Annotated in this window: 10 protein-coding genes; 2 read left to right on the forward strand and 8 right to left on the reverse strand. The window is 47.7% G+C overall.

The annotated features are described in order from the left end of the window. Window positions 1-86: 86 nt before the first annotated feature. The 8 genes from pulA (CRO25_RS29590) to CRO25_RS29625 form a co-directional block, all read right to left on the reverse strand. Window positions 87-2,963 carry a type I pullulanase gene (gene pulA, locus CRO25_RS29590; protein WP_079697433.1) on the reverse strand — a complete coding sequence of 959 codons (2,877 nt, stop codon included), beginning with the start codon at window positions 2,961-2,963 and terminating at the stop codon, window positions 87-89. A 283-nt stretch (window positions 2,964-3,246) separates the two neighbouring features. Then, a complete protein-coding gene (pulA, locus tag CRO25_RS29595; protein WP_079697434.1) occupies window positions 3,247-5,298 on the reverse strand; it encodes a type I pullulanase in 2,052 nt (683 codons plus the stop codon). A gap of 165 nt (window positions 5,299-5,463) precedes the next feature. Beyond that, a complete protein-coding gene (locus CRO25_RS29600) occupies window positions 5,464-6,975 on the reverse strand; it encodes an extracellular solute-binding protein (protein ID WP_079697435.1) in 1,512 nt (503 codons plus the stop codon). Window positions 6,976-7,160: 185 nt separating this feature from the next. Then, window positions 7,161-8,270 carry a glycoside hydrolase family 105 protein gene (locus CRO25_RS29605; protein ID WP_079697436.1) on the reverse strand — a complete coding sequence of 370 codons (1,110 nt, stop codon included), beginning with the start codon at window positions 8,268-8,270 and terminating at the stop codon, window positions 7,161-7,163. Window positions 8,271-8,293: 23 nt separating this feature from the next. Continuing rightward, window positions 8,294-9,793 (reverse strand): extracellular solute-binding protein, encoded by a 1,500-nt coding sequence (locus CRO25_RS29610; protein WP_079697437.1) that lies wholly within the window; start codon window positions 9,791-9,793, stop codon window positions 8,294-8,296. A 65-nt stretch (window positions 9,794-9,858) separates the two neighbouring features. Further along, on the reverse strand, window positions 9,859-10,731 hold the full coding sequence (locus CRO25_RS29615) for a carbohydrate ABC transporter permease (protein ID WP_024633116.1): 873 nt from the start codon (window positions 10,729-10,731) through the stop codon (window positions 9,859-9,861). A 45-nt stretch (window positions 10,732-10,776) separates the two neighbouring features. Further along, window positions 10,777-11,730 carry a sugar ABC transporter permease gene (locus CRO25_RS29620; protein ID WP_063566889.1) on the reverse strand — a complete coding sequence of 318 codons (954 nt, stop codon included), beginning with the start codon at window positions 11,728-11,730 and terminating at the stop codon, window positions 10,777-10,779. A 283-nt stretch (window positions 11,731-12,013) separates the two neighbouring features. Further along, a complete protein-coding gene (locus CRO25_RS29625) occupies window positions 12,014-14,350 on the reverse strand; it encodes a helix-turn-helix domain-containing protein (protein WP_179132300.1) in 2,337 nt (778 codons plus the stop codon). A gap of 574 nt (window positions 14,351-14,924) precedes the next feature. On the opposite strand from CRO25_RS29625, the gene CRO25_RS29630 reads away from it, so the two are divergent. Both CRO25_RS29630 and CRO25_RS29635 read left to right on the forward strand, forming a co-directional pair. Beyond that, window positions 14,925-16,934 (forward strand): DNA mismatch repair protein MutS, encoded by a 2,010-nt coding sequence (locus tag CRO25_RS29630; RefSeq protein WP_079697439.1) that lies wholly within the window; start codon window positions 14,925-14,927, stop codon window positions 16,932-16,934. Window positions 16,935-17,026: 92 nt separating this feature from the next. After that, window positions 17,027-17,275, forward strand: coding sequence for a cysteine-rich CWC family protein (locus CRO25_RS29635; RefSeq protein ID WP_079697440.1), 249 nt, complete (start codon window positions 17,027-17,029; stop codon window positions 17,273-17,275). The last annotated feature ends 38 nt before the right edge of the window (window positions 17,276-17,313 follow it).

Raw genomic sequence — 17,313 nt, forward strand, 5'->3', positions numbered from 1 at the left:
TGAACAAAAAAGCAGCCGGAATACCTTCCGACCGCTTGTTAAGCCTATATTTTTCAACCATTTGTATGAAGTTATAACCTGACCAGCTATGCGCTGTTACGATCATCCTCTACATCACTTTCACGGATAACCTGCATCTGATCCGACCCACTGTGAACGATAATGTGCACATCGCCGTCTTCAGGTCCGATATCAACATAACGGTCTCCGCAGGTATCTTTGGCTTCCCATTCATTCAGCCGAATGATTAAGCCCAGATGATGCAGTCCTGCAGCCACCCGAAAACGGGCTTCTGCTGCATTGCCTACTCGCTCAAAGGAGACCGCTCCGTCCTCCATGCCTGTGCCCCATACCCAGACATCCCATCCCTCATAATGCTGATCTTCCCGTTCATATCGGAGAGTCACTATTCGCGAAATTGGTTTGTGGATTTTGATATTCAGCGATGCCTTAATCCCTCCAGCCTCCGCGATAATCTGGGTAGATCCTGGTGTTAAAGCACGCACAATGCCTGCTGTACTAACCGCTGCATGATCCAGATGAGACGAGCTCCACCGTATATTCATACCTTGCAAAGGCTGGCCGAATTGATCCAGAACCAAGGCGCGGAATCGACTGACACGTGTTGTGTACATCACGGATTCCCCGATAATTTCAATTCGTTCCGGATGGAGGTAATCAACCTGCAGCGTACACTCTGTGGTAATCGTGCCACATTGGACGCTAATCGTGGCTTCTCCGGTCTCCACCGTATGAATTGTCCCATCGGATTGAATCGCAATAATCTGTGGGTTCGAAGAGCTCCAGTTCACAGATGCGTTCTCCACCACATTACCAAAACGGTCTCTGACCGATGCTCGCAAACCGGCAATCTCTCCGACACTGTAAACAAGACGCGGCGAATGAATCTCAATCACAGCGGGTTCAGCACCGCCAGCATACTCCGTGTCGTACATTACCATCAGTGACCATCGTTCTACCATTGCGGTTCCGCTCACCGTCTCAATGAGATCTGTACCTGCCTGGTGATCATTCACCACGATATGCCAGTCACCCTCCGGCAGACTCACTTGCTGCTGCTGACCTGTACCGTTGTAAATCACCACGATCTGATTCCAGGTATCCTGATTCGCTCCGTGATCCAGTGTAAATGCAACCACATTTCCTTCTGCTCGCATCATGCGAAGATGATTCCTTACCTGTTCGGCGTTAATCATGCGAAAGGCCGGATGTGTGCGGCGCAGATGAATCAGGCCGCGATAATAGTCAAAAACAGGTCTGAATCGAGCTTTGTTAGCCCAAGTGATCGTATTCACGGCGTCCCCGCTGCGATAACTATTGTGATCTCCTGCTTTGGATCTCAGCATCTCATCTCCTGCATGAAGAAATGGAATCCCCTGTGAGGTAAGTAGAATCCCTGTTGAGAGCAAGGAACGACGGACCATCTCATGATCAAGTACATCATCCGCATCGACATAACGATAAGGGTCCGCCGCTTTAACCGCCGATTCCGCACTGCCTCCTTCTACGGGCTGCCCGTCTCTCCATACAGGGTAACCGAGATCATGCCTGAGGTACATCGTTGTTGCGATTTTGTCCCACAGGTTGAGATTATCATGTGCTGTTACATAATTGACGGATTCCACCGGTGAAGATGTGAAATCATCCAGCGCTCCAGCTACACCCATGGCAATTTCGTACTCCCTACCGTCTGCTCCTGTAACAAAACCTTTGCCGATACCATCACTATCCCCTTTGATGGCACTGCGGAAATGATCGTTAAAAACGGAAAATCCCTGACCGCGCTGGGTTCCTTTTAACGTTTTCCGATCCAGAGGTGAATCTCCGCCTGTCCATGGCTCCCCGTAGATCAGAAAAGCCGAATCAATCTGTTCTCTCAGCTCACGGGTCACTTCGTTCATCGTGTCTGTATCAATCAGACCCATGAGGTCGAAGCGAAACCCGTCCACATGATATTCCTCTGCCCAATACAGGAGAGAGTCCAAAATATATTTTCGCACCATGGGGCGCTCTGTAGCCAGTTCATTGCCTACACCCGAGCCATTGCTCAATGTGCCGTCCTCACGGTAACGATAATAATAACTTGGTACAATTCGTTCAAAAGGTCCATCATCCACGCTGTACGTATGGTTATAAACCACATCAAGCACGACACGAATGCCTTGTCGGTGCAAGGAATGAATGAGAGCCTTGAACTCCCGAATTCGAACCGCAGGATCACGCGGATTGGTTGCATAGGAACCCTCCGGCACGTTATAGTGCTGCGGATCATATCCCCAGTTGTATGGCAATTTGGCATTCGTACCGGCGTCCGTTGTCGCTGCCAATTCATCCACCGTCTGATAATCCGCTACTGGCAGAAGATGCACATGCGTGATGCCGAGTTCAACAAGATGATCTACACCGATGGAGTTGCCACCTCTGTCCGTCAACCCGGAAGCTGTAAATGCCAAATATTTGCCCTTATACGGAATATCGGCATGAGGGTCGGAGGAGAAGTCACGCACATGTAATTCATATAGAACTGCATCTGCCGGACGTAGAAATACGGGCTTCACATCCTCTTCCCAATCCACTGGATTGGTTGTATCCAGGTCAATTATGGCTGTTCGCTGTCCGTTCGCCGATACAGCACGAGCGTAAGGATCGGGTGCCACTGCAATATGCTGATCATGCGTAATGTGATACATATAATAATGTCCGGCCCAATCCCCTTCAAGCTGCACACTCCATATTCCATCCGGGTCACGGGTCATCGACCGTTGCTGTCCGTCATCATGTTCGGTTACTTTACCACTTGCATCATAATGTCCCTCATCATCAAAAATGAGTATAGAAACCTGCTGAGCTGTAGGTGCCCACAGCTTAAATGTGCTTGCTGTACGCGTATATGTTAAGCCAAGATCGTTGCCTTCATAACGAAAAGATGTCCATTCCGGCATCGTTCCCACCGCCTTTATATCCATTGATTTCGTGTTGTCCCGATGTTACGGAGCGAGACGTCATTTGTCAACCCGGGGTTGTCTGTACTCAACATATCGGTTGAGCAGAGGCTTTCAATTAGCATATTGAATGTGATGCAAATCTACATAGCAATCGCTTTCAAGATACAGCATATGTAAACAAGCGCCATAGATTGACAGCATTTGTACCTGTCCTGATGAAAAAAAGGCGGGAGAAAACAAAACACCCTCGTCCCACAATGGAGAAAGGGTGCAATAACGTTCATTCACCTGAATACATAACCGTCATGGATATAGCGGGAATGCTGACCTGACCATCCTTGGCCGTACGCAGCGTCTCGGTACCAGCCTGCCCCTGCTCTACGACCACATTCCATGTACCTGAAGGAACGGAGGTTGTACGGGTTTCTTTGGAAGCATTATATATAACGATTATCCGTCCCCATGAATCTCCGACAGCCGTTCCTGCCAGTTCATAGGCCAACAGCCCTTTTCCTTTTTCAAGCAATCGAACATGGTGCTCAATCTCTTCCCGGTTACGAAGACGAAAAGCAGGATGCTCGCATCGAAGACGGATCAGACCACGATAATAATCATGAACAGGTTTAAACTGCTGCTTTTGCTCCCACCGAATGGCATTGACTGAATCCCCACTCTCATGACTGTTGGCATCACCATATTTACTTCGCAGAAATTCATCTCCAGCCGCAAGCAAAGGAACCCCCTGGGAAGTCAATACGATGCCATTAGCAAGTAGACAACGCCGGACCGTTTCGTTCTCCAGTATACGATCGGGGTCAACGTGCAAATACGGCTTCGCCTGCTGTACAGCCTCTTCCACGTTGGCGCCGCCTTTCACACGACCATCCTCACTATATGTGATAAATCCCAGTGTATCGTGCAATCCTTGTGTCTGGGCGACTTTGTCCCACAGGTTGAGATTATCATGTACGGTTACATAATTAATTGTTTCAGATGGGTTATCCGTAAAATCGGTAATGGCTCCCCGTACGCCTGTCCATATATCATCTTCCTTTCCCTCCGCTCCAGTAGCAAATCCGGTTCCCGCTCCATCACTATCGCCTTTGATCGTTCCACGGAGGTTATCGTTAAATACAGCAAATCCGGCTTTACGCTGTGCTCCCTTAAGTGTCATTTGATCCCCAAGGGGTGATTCCAACGCTCCCCAGGGTTCACCGTATAAGAGGATGGACGGAGAAACTTTGGCATGCAGTTCTGCTGCGAGCTCTTTCATCGTTGCAGTGTCCATCAGACCCATCAGGTCAAAACGAAACCCGTCCACATGGTATTCCTCTGCCCAGTATCGTACGGAGTCGATAATGAATTTGCGCACCATCGGGCGCTCCGTAGCCACTTCATTGCCTGTACCAGATCCATTGCTGTACGTGCCATCCGGATTCTGACGGTAGTAATATCCTGGAACAAGCTTCTCAAATGAACTGGCTACCGTATCAAACGTATGATTGTACACCACATCCATAATGACTCCGATCCCCTTCTCATGAAGGGCGAGTACCATCGATTTGAACTCTCGAATTCTTGTCTCCGGCTCATCTGCACGGGATGCATAAGAACCTTCTGGAACGTTGTAGTGGAGCGGATCATAGCCCCAGTTATAACGTGAGCAATCGGAAGTCCCGTCATCTTCCTTCGATTCGTCCACTGTCGCAAAATCAAAAACCGGTAGCAGATGTACATGAGTAATTCCCAGCTCAGCCAAATGATCGATCCCCAGTGTATTCCCGTTTGAATCGTGCAAACCTGTCTCGGTAAAAGCAAGATACTTTCCTTTGTGCCTCATGCCGGATGACTCATGGATCGAGAAATCGCGCACATGCAGCTCATATAAGATCGCATCTACCGGGCTCGCCAGTTCTGGACGAATATCCTCATTCCAGCCATTCGGGTGGGTCTGTTCGAGCCTGACGATGACTCCCATTTCTCCATTCATGGTCACAGCCCGTGCATATGGATCAACCGCAATCTCCTGTCTTCCGTCATCAAAGGTTGCCCTGTACATATAACGATAACCGTTCCACTCACCTTCGAGCTTCAGGGACCAGATGCCCTGATCCTGTTTGTTCATTGGTATTTCTTTCTGTTCATCCTGATTCTTCTGTTCATTGGGACTTCCCCCTGTTGAAGGCGGGGATAACAGCACATCTACCTGCTCTGCGGTAGGCGCCCACACTTTGAAACTACAGGCTTGTGGTTCCATCGTGACACCCAGATCTCTTCCTTGGTATGTATCTACTACGTTTAATACGTCTAACTTGTGATGGTCATCAATCATGCTGTATATTCCCCTCTCGATGAGCAATAAAATGAATGTGAACAAATGCTCCTTACCTTTTATACCCGTTCTGTCACTTAACCATAATCTTAGGGATGAAAAAGAACATAAAAAAACAAGCCATGCTTCACGTCATTTCACGCAAAACACAACTTGTTCTTCAAATTACTTCCCGTTTAGCTGGGCATAAGACGCTTCAAATTCGGAAATGAGCTGGTCGCCACCGGATTTTCTCCAGTTCGCCACTTCCTGCTCCCATCCAGCATCATCAATTTTGCCCATAATGTATTTGGTCTGTGCATCCCAGATCATCTGGTCCAGCTCCTGGCCTCGCTCAGTATAGATGGCAGAAGACAAGGTCAGCGCCGGATTTGGAATAGCATACTGCTCATTCTCACGTGCCATCTTCGTGCCCTTCATACCGATTGGTACATCGACAAGTTCAGGCACGTTATATCCTTCAATGCTTAGCAGATTGTCACGATAAGGCTTCACTTCACGCTGATACCCGTCGAAGTCCTTGAACTCGGTTTTGCCATCCGAAGTCTTCGTATAGTGCACGTCTTCCAGACCACGCAGCTGAAGCGTACTCAGTGGTTCGTCCATCAGTTGATCCAGGAACGTCAGCACCTGTTTTAACTGTTCTTCGTCCGGTACGGAAGCTTTGGGAATGACAAGCATGCCATAGTTCCCTGGTTCCCCGGCAATTCGAATGCCATCCGGTCCTTGGAACGGAGCCACATCAATCTCGCCATCAGGCACGTTTGGTGTCAGCCGCTGTTGAAACGACTTTCCGTTCTGAGCAACACCGTTCAGCTTCATAGCTACAAGACCGGAGTCGATTTTTTTGTCCGCATCAGAAGGGTCCAGCGCTGGGAAGTCACTGTTGATCAATCCCTCACTGAACAGACGCTTGAACAGCTTCATCGTGTCCACATATTCTGTGGTCAGGAATTCAGGGGTAAGTTTACCCGCATCGTCCACACCCCACTTGTTCACCCCACCAATACTTACGGCGATCCGTGTCAGCGGAGAGGATACTCCTTCGTTGTACTTTTTGAATAGTACCGTTCCATACGTATCTTCCTTGCCGTTACCATCAGGATCATCCTTGCGAATGGAGCGCATCACTTCGTACCAGTCATCCAGCGTTTTTGGTACATCCAGCTTAAGCTTGTCGAACCAGTCCTTGCGGTACACCATGGCTGTACGCCCAATATCGCGGAAGTTGGGTACCCCGTAGACCTTTCCTTCGATCTTGATATTGTCAAAATAAGCCTCGGATTGGGCAGACAGGTTCTTATAATCCTTCAGATAGGGTCCAATTTCCCAGAACAGCCCCGTTTTGGCTGCGTTAAATGTTGTGGGTACATAATTCACACGCATGATGGTCGGCATCTCGCCCGAAGCTACCATGACATTCACTTTATCATCAAAAGCAGACTGCGGAATCCACTGTACACTGACATCCGTATTCGTATATTCCTCAATCTTTTGTTCAATCCCATTCTCCTTGGCCGGCACATCACCAACCTGCATCAAAGAAATCGAAATGGGAAGCTTGCCTTCCCCTGCCGCAGGCGCTTTTTCTCCCCCACAGCCTGCAAGCAGCCCGGCGGACATTGCACCAACCACGACCAATCCGCCTAAACGGGACATCCGACCTTTTGGACTCATGAACCATCTCTCCTTTGGATAACCAAATTGTTCACATTTTGCCTCATTTGATTAAATCGCTACGGGTACACAATATAGACGGACTGAACCGTTCCGATCTATATTGTGCTGATTTGAAGTCGCTCCTTGGATTGATGCAAAACGCCCCATGAATGCGCTATCATAAATAAGTCTGAAGAAAAGAACTAGCGTGTCGCTAGTTCTATCTCCACTCCTGCCAAAATAAATGGAGCAACCGATTTCGGATCATTAATCCGAATGGATTCAGTTACATAATACTCGTATGACCCGTCGCGATACGGGGTCCCCCCCAACCCTGCTCCGCCGTTACACTGCGTCAGGGACAATACACCTTCACGGTCCGTTTGCAGCAGATGCAGCAGCAGACCTTGATACCCCTTTTCTGCGATCGCTTTAAACTTTCCACTCAGATAACCCTTAAGTACGCCCTTCGCAAGTGCATACACAAACATTGAGGTTCCCGAAGCCTCCAAATAATTACGCTCACGCCCCGGCTGATCGAGCAAATGAGGCCATAACCCGGACTGTTGGTCCTGTACAGGTACAAGTGCATTCGCTACACGTTCGAAAATCCCCACAATCTGACCCCGCTGCTCATGATCTACAGGCAGATGATCCAATGTATCCACTACCGCCATCACATACCAGCCCATCGCCCGGCTCCATACATGCGGAGAGCATCCGGTTTCTCCCGAGCTCCAGCGCTGTTCCCTGCTCTCATCCCAGGCATGGTACAGCAGACCACTGCGTGGATCACGTGTACGTTTCTCCACCAGCAGCAGCTGTAATGCTGCCTTGTCAAACCACTTCTCCTCGCCAGTAACCGCACCATATTGCGTGAGAAACGGCGTTGCCATATACAGCCCATCCAGCCACATCTGGAACGGATAGATTTTCTTGTGCCAGAATCCGCCTTCACTCGTACGAGGCTGTCCCTTAAGCTGTACCATGAGCAAATCCGCGGCTTTACGGTACTTTTCTTCACCCGTTTTGTCCAACAATAGGAACAGCGATTTCCCCTGGTTAATCTGGTCCAGGTTATATTCCTCGACTGCATAGGAGCGAATCGAGCCATCCTCTTGAATGAAGTTATCCATTAGTTCATGAATGTAATCGAAATATTTCTGTTCTCCGGTATGGGTGTACAGCTCTTCCAGCGCTTTCAGCAGACAACCATTTTCATAATGCCAGGTCGGATATAACTCATGATTGCGATAACTTTCCATGAACTGTTCAGCCATCCGTACCGGTGTGAATTGCAGGGTTTCTTTCATGATGTTCCTCCGCTTCCGGCTTTTTATTTAGCCTGTTTTTTGTAGTCTTCGGCATATTCCTCACGAATTTTGGTACCGCCCGCATTGCCCCAATTCTCGATTTCCTGTTTCCAGCCATTTTCATCGATTTTGCCCATAATATATTTGGTCTGCGCATCTGCAATCATCTGATCCAGATCTGCCCCACGGTCGCCATAAGTAGACGAATACAAGGTTAATGCAGGGTTTGGCACAGCATGTTCGGCCAGCTCTTTGGCAAGTTCCGTACCCTTCTCACCGAGTTCGGTATCTTTCAATTTCGGCACATTGTATCCTTCTACGTAAGGCAAGTTATCACGATATGGCTTCACTTCACGCTGGAATGCATCGAAGTCACTCATCTCCACCTGGTCCTCGCCAGCTTTCTTGTAATGTTTGTCTTCAATACCACGCATCAGCAGCGTCGCCATCTCCGGGTCCATCAATTTATCCAGGAAAGACAACAGTTTTTTCAACTCGTCTTCCGATTTCACCGTCGCTTTCGGAAAAGCCAGAATACCGGAGTTACCCGTCTGCCCTGCCACACGGTCACCACTCACGCCAAGCAAACCTGCAATGTCTACTACGCCATCCGGGTCATTCTTAGAAAGACGCTCTTGTTGGCTCTTTCCGTTCTGGGCGACACCGATACGCATGCCGACAACACCTGTATCATATTTCTTCTCCGCTTCTGTGGAGTCAAATACGGCAAAGTCCTGATTCAGCAGTTTCTCGCTATACAAACGTTTCAGCAAATCCAGCACCTGCATATATTCCGGTGTCATGAATTCCGGCGTAAAACTGCCGTCATCTTCTACCTTCCACTTGTTTGGTGCACCAAAACTTACGCCAAGACGTGTAGTGAAGGAATATTGATCCTCGTTATACTTTTTGAAAAGCATCAATCCAAACGTATTATCCTGACCGTCTCCATCCGGATCGGAGTTCGCCAGCGTCTTTATCGTTTCATACCATTCATCCGGTGTCGTTGGTACCTTGAGATTCAACTTATCAAACCAGTCTTTACGGTAAATCACCGTTGCACGGGCAATATCAGAGAATACGGGTACCCCGTAGATTTTGCCTTCCACCTTGATATTGTCAAAGAAACGCTCGTTCTGTGCAGACAGATTTTTATAATCCTTCAGCAAAGGTCCAACTTCCCAGAATACATCGTTACGCATCGCACTGGTTACGGTTGGGTTATACTGTACTTTCACAATTTTGGGCATATCGCTGGATGCAATCATGACATTGATTTTGTCATTGTAAGCCGAAGCCGGAATCCACTGAATGTCCAGTTTGGTGTTCGTATACGCCTCAATCTTTTGCTGGACCTCATTGCCTTTGCTCGGTACGTCGCCCACCTGTGCTATTGCAATGGACACGTTCTGCACTCCGCCCTCGGCAGCCTGACCTTCATCCGATCCGCATCCTGCCAGCAGGCCTGTTACCAATGCCAATGTGCTCAAGACAGCTACGGCTTTCTTTTTTGTTGCTTTCATCAAACGAAAACCTCCCCTTTTTTATACAGTCATGAACCCGTTTTGATGTACAACCATGCGCAATTTCAACCTTTTACCGATCCCAGCATCACTCCTTTGGCAAAGTGTTTTTGCAGGAATGGATACACCAGCATGATTGGAATCGTGGAGAACACGATAACGGCCATGCGTATGGTGAGCGGCTGAATCTCGGTCTCTTCGATACTGGTATCCCCGATCCGGCTCTGAGCCAGGATGACAATCTCACGCAGCCACACTTGTACGGGCCACTTTTCACTATCGTTGATATAAATGACAGCGTTGAAGAAGCTGTTCCAATGAGCCACCGCGTAAAAGAGAGAGAATGTAGCCATTGCTGGCATCGACAAAGGCAGAACAATACGGAACAATACGCCCACATCGTTACATCCATCGATTTTGGCGGCATCCTCCAGTTCATCCGGAATGGCTTGGAAGAAGTTCTTAAGTACGATCAGGTTGAACGCACTAATCGCTGTAGGCAGCATCAAAGACCATAATGTATCCGTCAGGTGCAATGATTTTACGACAAAGTAGGTTGGAATCATCCCACCGCTGAACAGCATGGTGAACAGTACACCCAGCAAGATCGGCTGGCGTCCACGCAAGTATCTTCTGGAAAGCGGATACGCCATAAGCGAAGTGAACAACAGGTTAAGCAGTGTTCCGATTACAGTGATATAAATGGATACACCCAGACTGCGAATCAATGTGTCTGTAGAGAAGATGTAACGGTAAGCGGCGAGGGAGAATTCTTTTGGAAAAAGAATGAATCCTCCCTTGGCCACTTCATGCGGACTCGTAAACGAGACGGCCAAAATATAAATGAACGGGATAACGGTCACGATTCCGATCAAAAGTAGAAAACCATGATTGAGGATATCAAAGATCCGGTTGCCCCACGTTTTATCCTGTTGCATCTTAATGTTCACTCCTGTCTGGTGAAGAACGTCTGCTGCCAAGCGTTAGTAGACGCCTTCCTCCCCGAATTTTTTGGCCATCGTGTTGGCACCCAGTACAAGTGCCAGTCCGACCACCGACTTGAACAAACCAACAGCAGCACTATAACTGTACTGTGCCTGTGTGAGACCTTTGGTGTAGACGTAGGTATCAAATACCTCACCCACATCCCGGTTCGTCGGCGTGAGCATCAGGAAGATCTGTTCAAAGCCTGTATCCAGGAAGTTACCCAGACGCAGAATGAGCAAAATAATGATTGTACTGCGGATGGCAGGCAATGTAATATGCCATGTCTGACGCCAGCGATTGGCACCATCCATCCGTGCAGCTTCATAGAGCTGTGTATCTACACCGGAGAGTGCCGCTAGGAAAATAATCGTGCCCCAACCTACCTCTTTCCAGATGGATTGTCCAACAATCATCGTTCGAAACCAGCCGGGCTCAAGCAGGAAAGCCACTTTTTGTCCCGTCAGGTTATAAAGTAATTCGTTAATAGCGCCGCCCTCGGTTGTGAACAGCATGTAGAACACACCAACCACAACAACCCAGGAAACAAAGTGCGGAACATATACCAGCGTCTGTACAAAGCGTTTGAATCGTTCACGGCGAACTTCATTCATCATGAGTGCCAATACAATTGGCAGCGGGAAGAAGAACACCATATTATAAATCGCTAGCAAAAACGTATTCCGGAACAAAGTCCAGAACTGCGGTTCCCCGAAGAAACGCTGGAAGTGCTTGAACCCTACCCAGTCGCTGCCCAGAATGCCCTTATAAGGCGTGTAATCCTGAAAAGCCATCGTAATGCCGTACATGGGTATGTATTTGAAAATAACAAAGTAAAGCACGCCCGGTATCAACATAATATAAAGCCACCGGTTTTTGATGATGTCCCTCCACAGCAGGTTTTTGTCACTGCGGGTAGCGGGTCGTGTTCGAGCCGCCGTTTCGGCTTTCATAGTGTCTTCCTCCCCACATTGGAAACGATTACAAAATATCACTTCCTGAATTCATGTCTTCATTGTGGAGGATAAATGGGTAACTGGCTATCGTCTCGTTTTAGCTTCTTGTTTTCCCTTATGCAGCAAGGGTTTAAGGCATTTGTAATTCTGGAATGCTCCCCTGAATGAACCACATTTAACCTCCGATATTCCTGTCTTAACTCTGCTGCAAACGCAGAATAAAGGCTGACCTTGAAACAAAGAAAAACCTGCCTGCCATGGCAGGCAGAGCAGGTTGCTTTTATCGCTGCTGCTCCCGGTATTTTCCGGGGGTAGTTCCCGTAATTTTACGAAATGTACGGATAAAAGCAGTAGGGTTGGTGTAATTGAGTTTCTCGGCAATCTCCGATATTTTCAGGTTGGTCGTCTGCAGCCAGGTTTTGGCTTTTTCCATCCGGTATTCGGCAAGGTATTCCGTAAAGTTCACACCAGCCTCCTTCTTGAACACACGGCTCAGATAGACTGGATGAAAATTCAGTTCTTCTGCGCAAGCTTCCAGCGACAATTCGCGATCATATCGCTCCTCGATCAGCCGAATCATGCGCCGGGCAATATTCAGATATTGAGATTCTTCCTGTTCACGCCAGAATCGAATGACAGGGTGAAATAAACATTTGCGGAACCAGTTCGTCATTTCATCCAATGTGGATAACTTGAGTAGTCGAGCCATAGAGGCCTTTTCGCCCAACACTTCCGCAACATTCCCCCCCTGCTCCTGTACAAGCTGATACACACGGGACAACAGTTGAACCATGATAACGGGGTATTCGCTGAAGTGCAGCTTCTTGTCTGAGAGCAATCCGAGATACCGCTTAAAGTACGCATCGGTTTTCTCCTCGTCCCCTTGCTTGAGTGCAGAAGCCAACTGGTCTTCAATCATCCTGAGCTGTGTATATAACGCTGCCTCCGTCTGACCTCGCGGCTGAATATCCTCGTAATGCAAAATAATACGGCTGCCCAGACTTACCCTGCCTTGCAGAGCCTCACGACTCTCCTGGTAAGCCCGTGGCGAATCACCTATTGCAGAATAGGAACGACTAATACCGATACTTACAGGCAGATTCAGATAGGTCACAACCCGCTCACGGATCAATTCCGCTTGAGTGTGCATCCACTCTTTTAGTTGTACTTCATCATCCAACACGGATGCCAATACCGTAACCTGGGCGTCATCAATCATGACAGGTGCAAAACGAATATCAGAGGGCAGCAGCTCACCGACCATATTGTTTAACGCAAACAGCAGCAGATCCCGGTCCTGCTCTTCATACCTTGTCCCTTCAAGGGTATCGATCTGAAGTGTAAGTAACCCAAGTCTGGACCATGAGGTTGGAAAATCGTATAACTGACCCTGATATCTGAAGTCATCTTCCGATATTTTGCCTGTAAGCAGTTTGGTCATAAAAAATTCCTGCAAATGAACATGCTGGCCCTTCATCTGCTCACGCATCGTCTTTTCCGAGCTGAACAAGGTCGATAATCGCTCTTCGATGTATATAAATTCATCCTGACGGCGTCCCGACGGAGCCAATGGAGAATCCAGTCCTTTTGTAAACTGCAGAAGTCTGGAAATGGGAGAATACATCTTGCGACTGCCGTAGATGGCTACTAATCCCGTCAAACATAACATGACTAATGTAGCCACTCCCGTAACCAATGCAATTTTCTGCGATTGGGCGGTTATCTGACTCAGCGATACAACGGATACATACAACCAACCATTGAGTGGGGACTGCCGGTAGCTAACTGCCACCTGACTTCCCTCGACCTCTGCACTGAAGAAACCCTCCGACTGTCCTGTCGTTTGTACCTTTTCATGGATTTCCTGATTTAGCGTGTCGTATTTCCCGTCTTGTTCTGTATCGTTGAGAAAATATTTTTGCTCCCGATCAAGGACGTACATATCTCCTGAATTCGGATTTCGACTTAGAAATGTACTTAGCTCTGTATCGGCTATGTCTATAACCAAAAATCCCTTGGGTTTCACATTCGTTGGTATCATCGGAATCTTGAATACCATACTTACCACGTTGTCGGATGAAATAAGAGTAGGTGCGTGTTCTGGCGTTGCTTCACCAACTCCCGCCGATACCGGCACACTTTCTTTGGTTGAACTCACATTTTGCGTTACCCAGAACAGGCTGTTTGTATATTTCAAATAAGAGCCTATCCGGTCCCGAATACTGAAATCATCCAATTTTCCAAAGGAACGCATCGAAACGACCCAGTCTTCATCCAGATTCACGAGATAGGCCTGATCGATATTAGTAACCGATTGCAGATTATTAAATCCGGAAGTCAGATCACGAATTTCCTGAAATTCGCTGCTGTCCAGCGGTTTTTTCATCGCTTGTAATACCAGTGGAGAATTCACATATTGGATGGACGATAATTGCAGGCTGCGCAATACTTGCTCTACCCGCATTTGGGTCTGATGCAGAATCTGCAAATTACTCTCCCGGACCTTCTGTTCAATGTCACGTGAAGCAATCGAATAGGAGACTGAACCAATAACAATGACCGGAAGGGCTCCGAGAATCATGGTAAAACAGAGCAAACGCAGCAGGTATTTAGGCAAAAAGAGCATCCTCCTTTGTGCATTTTGCGTTATTTGATCGAGAACGATTTCGGAATCACTACCCGATCTAATGCAAAACGTATGTATAATATCGCTTTCATTGGATTAATTTACTATTGTTATTTTAAAACCCATTGTTATTCAAGTCCACTATTTATTATTGAAGGTTGACTTCAAGGCAATTTCCAGTTTATATTGGTTGCATATTCCTCAATCAAAGGAGAGATTTTGATGTCGGTGAGCGTTCTTAACTAACTAGTTTCATATTCAGGAGTTTGGCCTTCGATTCACTTGTGCCTTGTGGCATATGTGTATTTCATGATGCGCCATTACCCTGTACTTAGTTAAGAACAGCGGATATCATAAATCGCCTCCGGGATTGTACGTGTCCGGGTCTATTTCCGCGCTGTGTTCAGCGTGGATTTTTTTGTATAGACCTATAACGGGCCCTACTTTCCCGTACGTTAAGGGCGGAGAATGACGTTTGTTCATTCTCCGCCCTTTTTGCGTTTTCCGGGAATATGTCCCATCGCTTTAACCGAAATTCCATTTTATATCCAAGGAGAGATCAAGCATGAATGAAAAAACGTTAACCAGTCTGGGTTATCCCCAAATTCAAAAAAACGTTGCAGCCTGTGCCCTATCCTATTTGGGCAAACGTTACGCAAGAGACATGAAGCCAATGGTGGACGCTTCTCTGATTCAAATGCGGCTGGAAGAGACCGCTGAAGCGGCTGCTTTGATTCGTTACGGTGCCAGTGTGCCCATTCCTTCACTGGATGGCATGGAGACCATCATGGATCTGCTCGGCACCGGTTATTTATTTACGGAACGTGATTTCAGTCATCTCGCCCAATTTCTGCGCAGCTGCGCACAGCTTATGAAATACATGGAGGGCAAATCCGAAGTGGCCCCCACAGTTAGTCGCTACGCTTCATCCATGATATGGATGGAATCCCTGCTCAGCGAGATTGAACGCTGTATCCATAGTGGACGCATTCAGGATCAGGCGAGCAAGGAGCTGATACGTATTCGTAAAAAAATGACGGTGAATGAGGAACGCATGAAGCGCAAGCTGGATTCTCTAATAAGCAAACACCGCTCCATCATGCAGGAAAATGTGATTAGTCAGCGTGGTGGAAGAACCGTGCTGCCCATTAAGAAAGAATTCCGCAAGCACGTTAAAGGCAGTGTGCTGGATGAATCAGGAAGTGGCCAAACCGTATATATTGAGCCTGCTGAATTAGTAGGTCTGCAAATGGAGCTGTCTTCACTGCAAGCCGAGGAATCACGGGAGGAGATGAAAATCCTCGGTGACTTAACCTCCCTCGCAGAGTCTTATAATCGTGAAATTTCGTTAAATACGGAAACGGTAGGGATTCTGGATTTCCTATTTGCCAAAGCGAAATATGCGGCCACCATGGATGGACGAACTGTACGCGTCAATGCCATTGGACGTGTTCGGCTTCATCATGCCCGCCATCCGTTTATGGGTGCATCCATGGTTCCGCTTGATTTTGCAATTGGTCAAACATATTCCTCACTAATCATTACCGGGCCGAATACGGGTGGCAAAACGGTTGCACTTAAAACATTGGGTCTGCTCACATTGATGATGCAATCTGGTCTGCTTGTGCCTGTCGCTGAAGATGGCGAGATGGCCGTGTATCATGAAATTGCTGTTGATATCGGCGATGGACAGAGCATGGAGCAAGCACTCAGTACCTTTTCTGCACATATTCGCAACATGATTGGCATCCTGGAGCAAGCCGATTCATCAACACTTGTGCTTATTGACGAGATGGCCTCCGGTACCGATCCCGGTGAGGGAGTGGGACTCTCGATCGCCATGCTGGAGGAGCTGCACAGCCGTGGAGCTACCGTTATCGCTACAACCCATTTTGGGGAAATCAAACATTTTGCAGCATCCACGCCTGGATTTGAGAATGCAAGAATGGAATTTGATACGGTCTCTCTTCAACCTCTTTATCGATTGCGGATCGGAGAAGCCGGGGACAGCTATGCCTATTCCATTGCACTGAAATTGGGTATGCCACAGCGTATTATTGAGCGCTCCAAGCTCATTTCAGATCAGGGTGTCTCGCAAAGTGTCTCTTCCACCTCCTCTCCATCCGTGCCTAACGTAAGTTCAACGTCATCGCAAATAAACAGCACGGTTGAACAAGAACAATTGAATGAAGCAAGGAACACGATAAAACCTATCAGCCCGTCCGTACAGACTGGAACTAGAAAGCAATCTGCTGATCGGCCTGAAACATTAAAACCCGCTTCCCCAGCCAAAGCATTCCGAAAAGGGGATCGCGTCTATGCAGCTTATCTGAACCAGTCAGGCATCGTCTGTGATGTGGAGGACAGTCGCGGAAATATCGGAGTCATGCTGCGTGGACGTAAAGTCAAAATTCATAAGAAACGTCTAACTTTGCACATCTCCGCAAATGAACTATATCCGGGTGACTATGACCTCGACATTGTGCTGGAGACCAAAGAGAATCGCAAGAAACGCAAACTGATGAGTCGCAAGCATGTGGAAGGACTGAAGATTGAATTGCCCCCTGAAGAATAACCACAGGATTGATATAATGGGTTGAGTTGCTATACTTTAATAAACCTATCGATCGTTCGTGGTTAGAAATTTATCGGGGAAGGAAGACTCGTATGTCTGTTGAGCAGGATACAAAGAAAGTCACTCCAGAAGTTCTTGTATGTCCTTTATGCGGTGAGGCCAATGGCTGCTCCTATGCGGCTGGTCGTCCTCATTCAGAATGCTGGTGTAACCGGGCTGTGTTCCCAGAAGGGGTATTTGACCCCATTCCGGCAGAACAGCGCAGGAAGTCTTGCATCTGCGAGGCATGTCTGGATACGTATAAAAAGAAGACAGAGCAAAATAAAGAGCCCCACAGTTAACCCTGTGAGGCTCTTCTTCAATCAATATTATTTTGTAT

Source organism: Paenibacillus sp. RU5M (genome assembly GCF_900221055.1).
Lineage (GTDB): Bacteria > Bacillota > Bacilli > Paenibacillales > Paenibacillaceae > Paenibacillus > Paenibacillus marchantiae.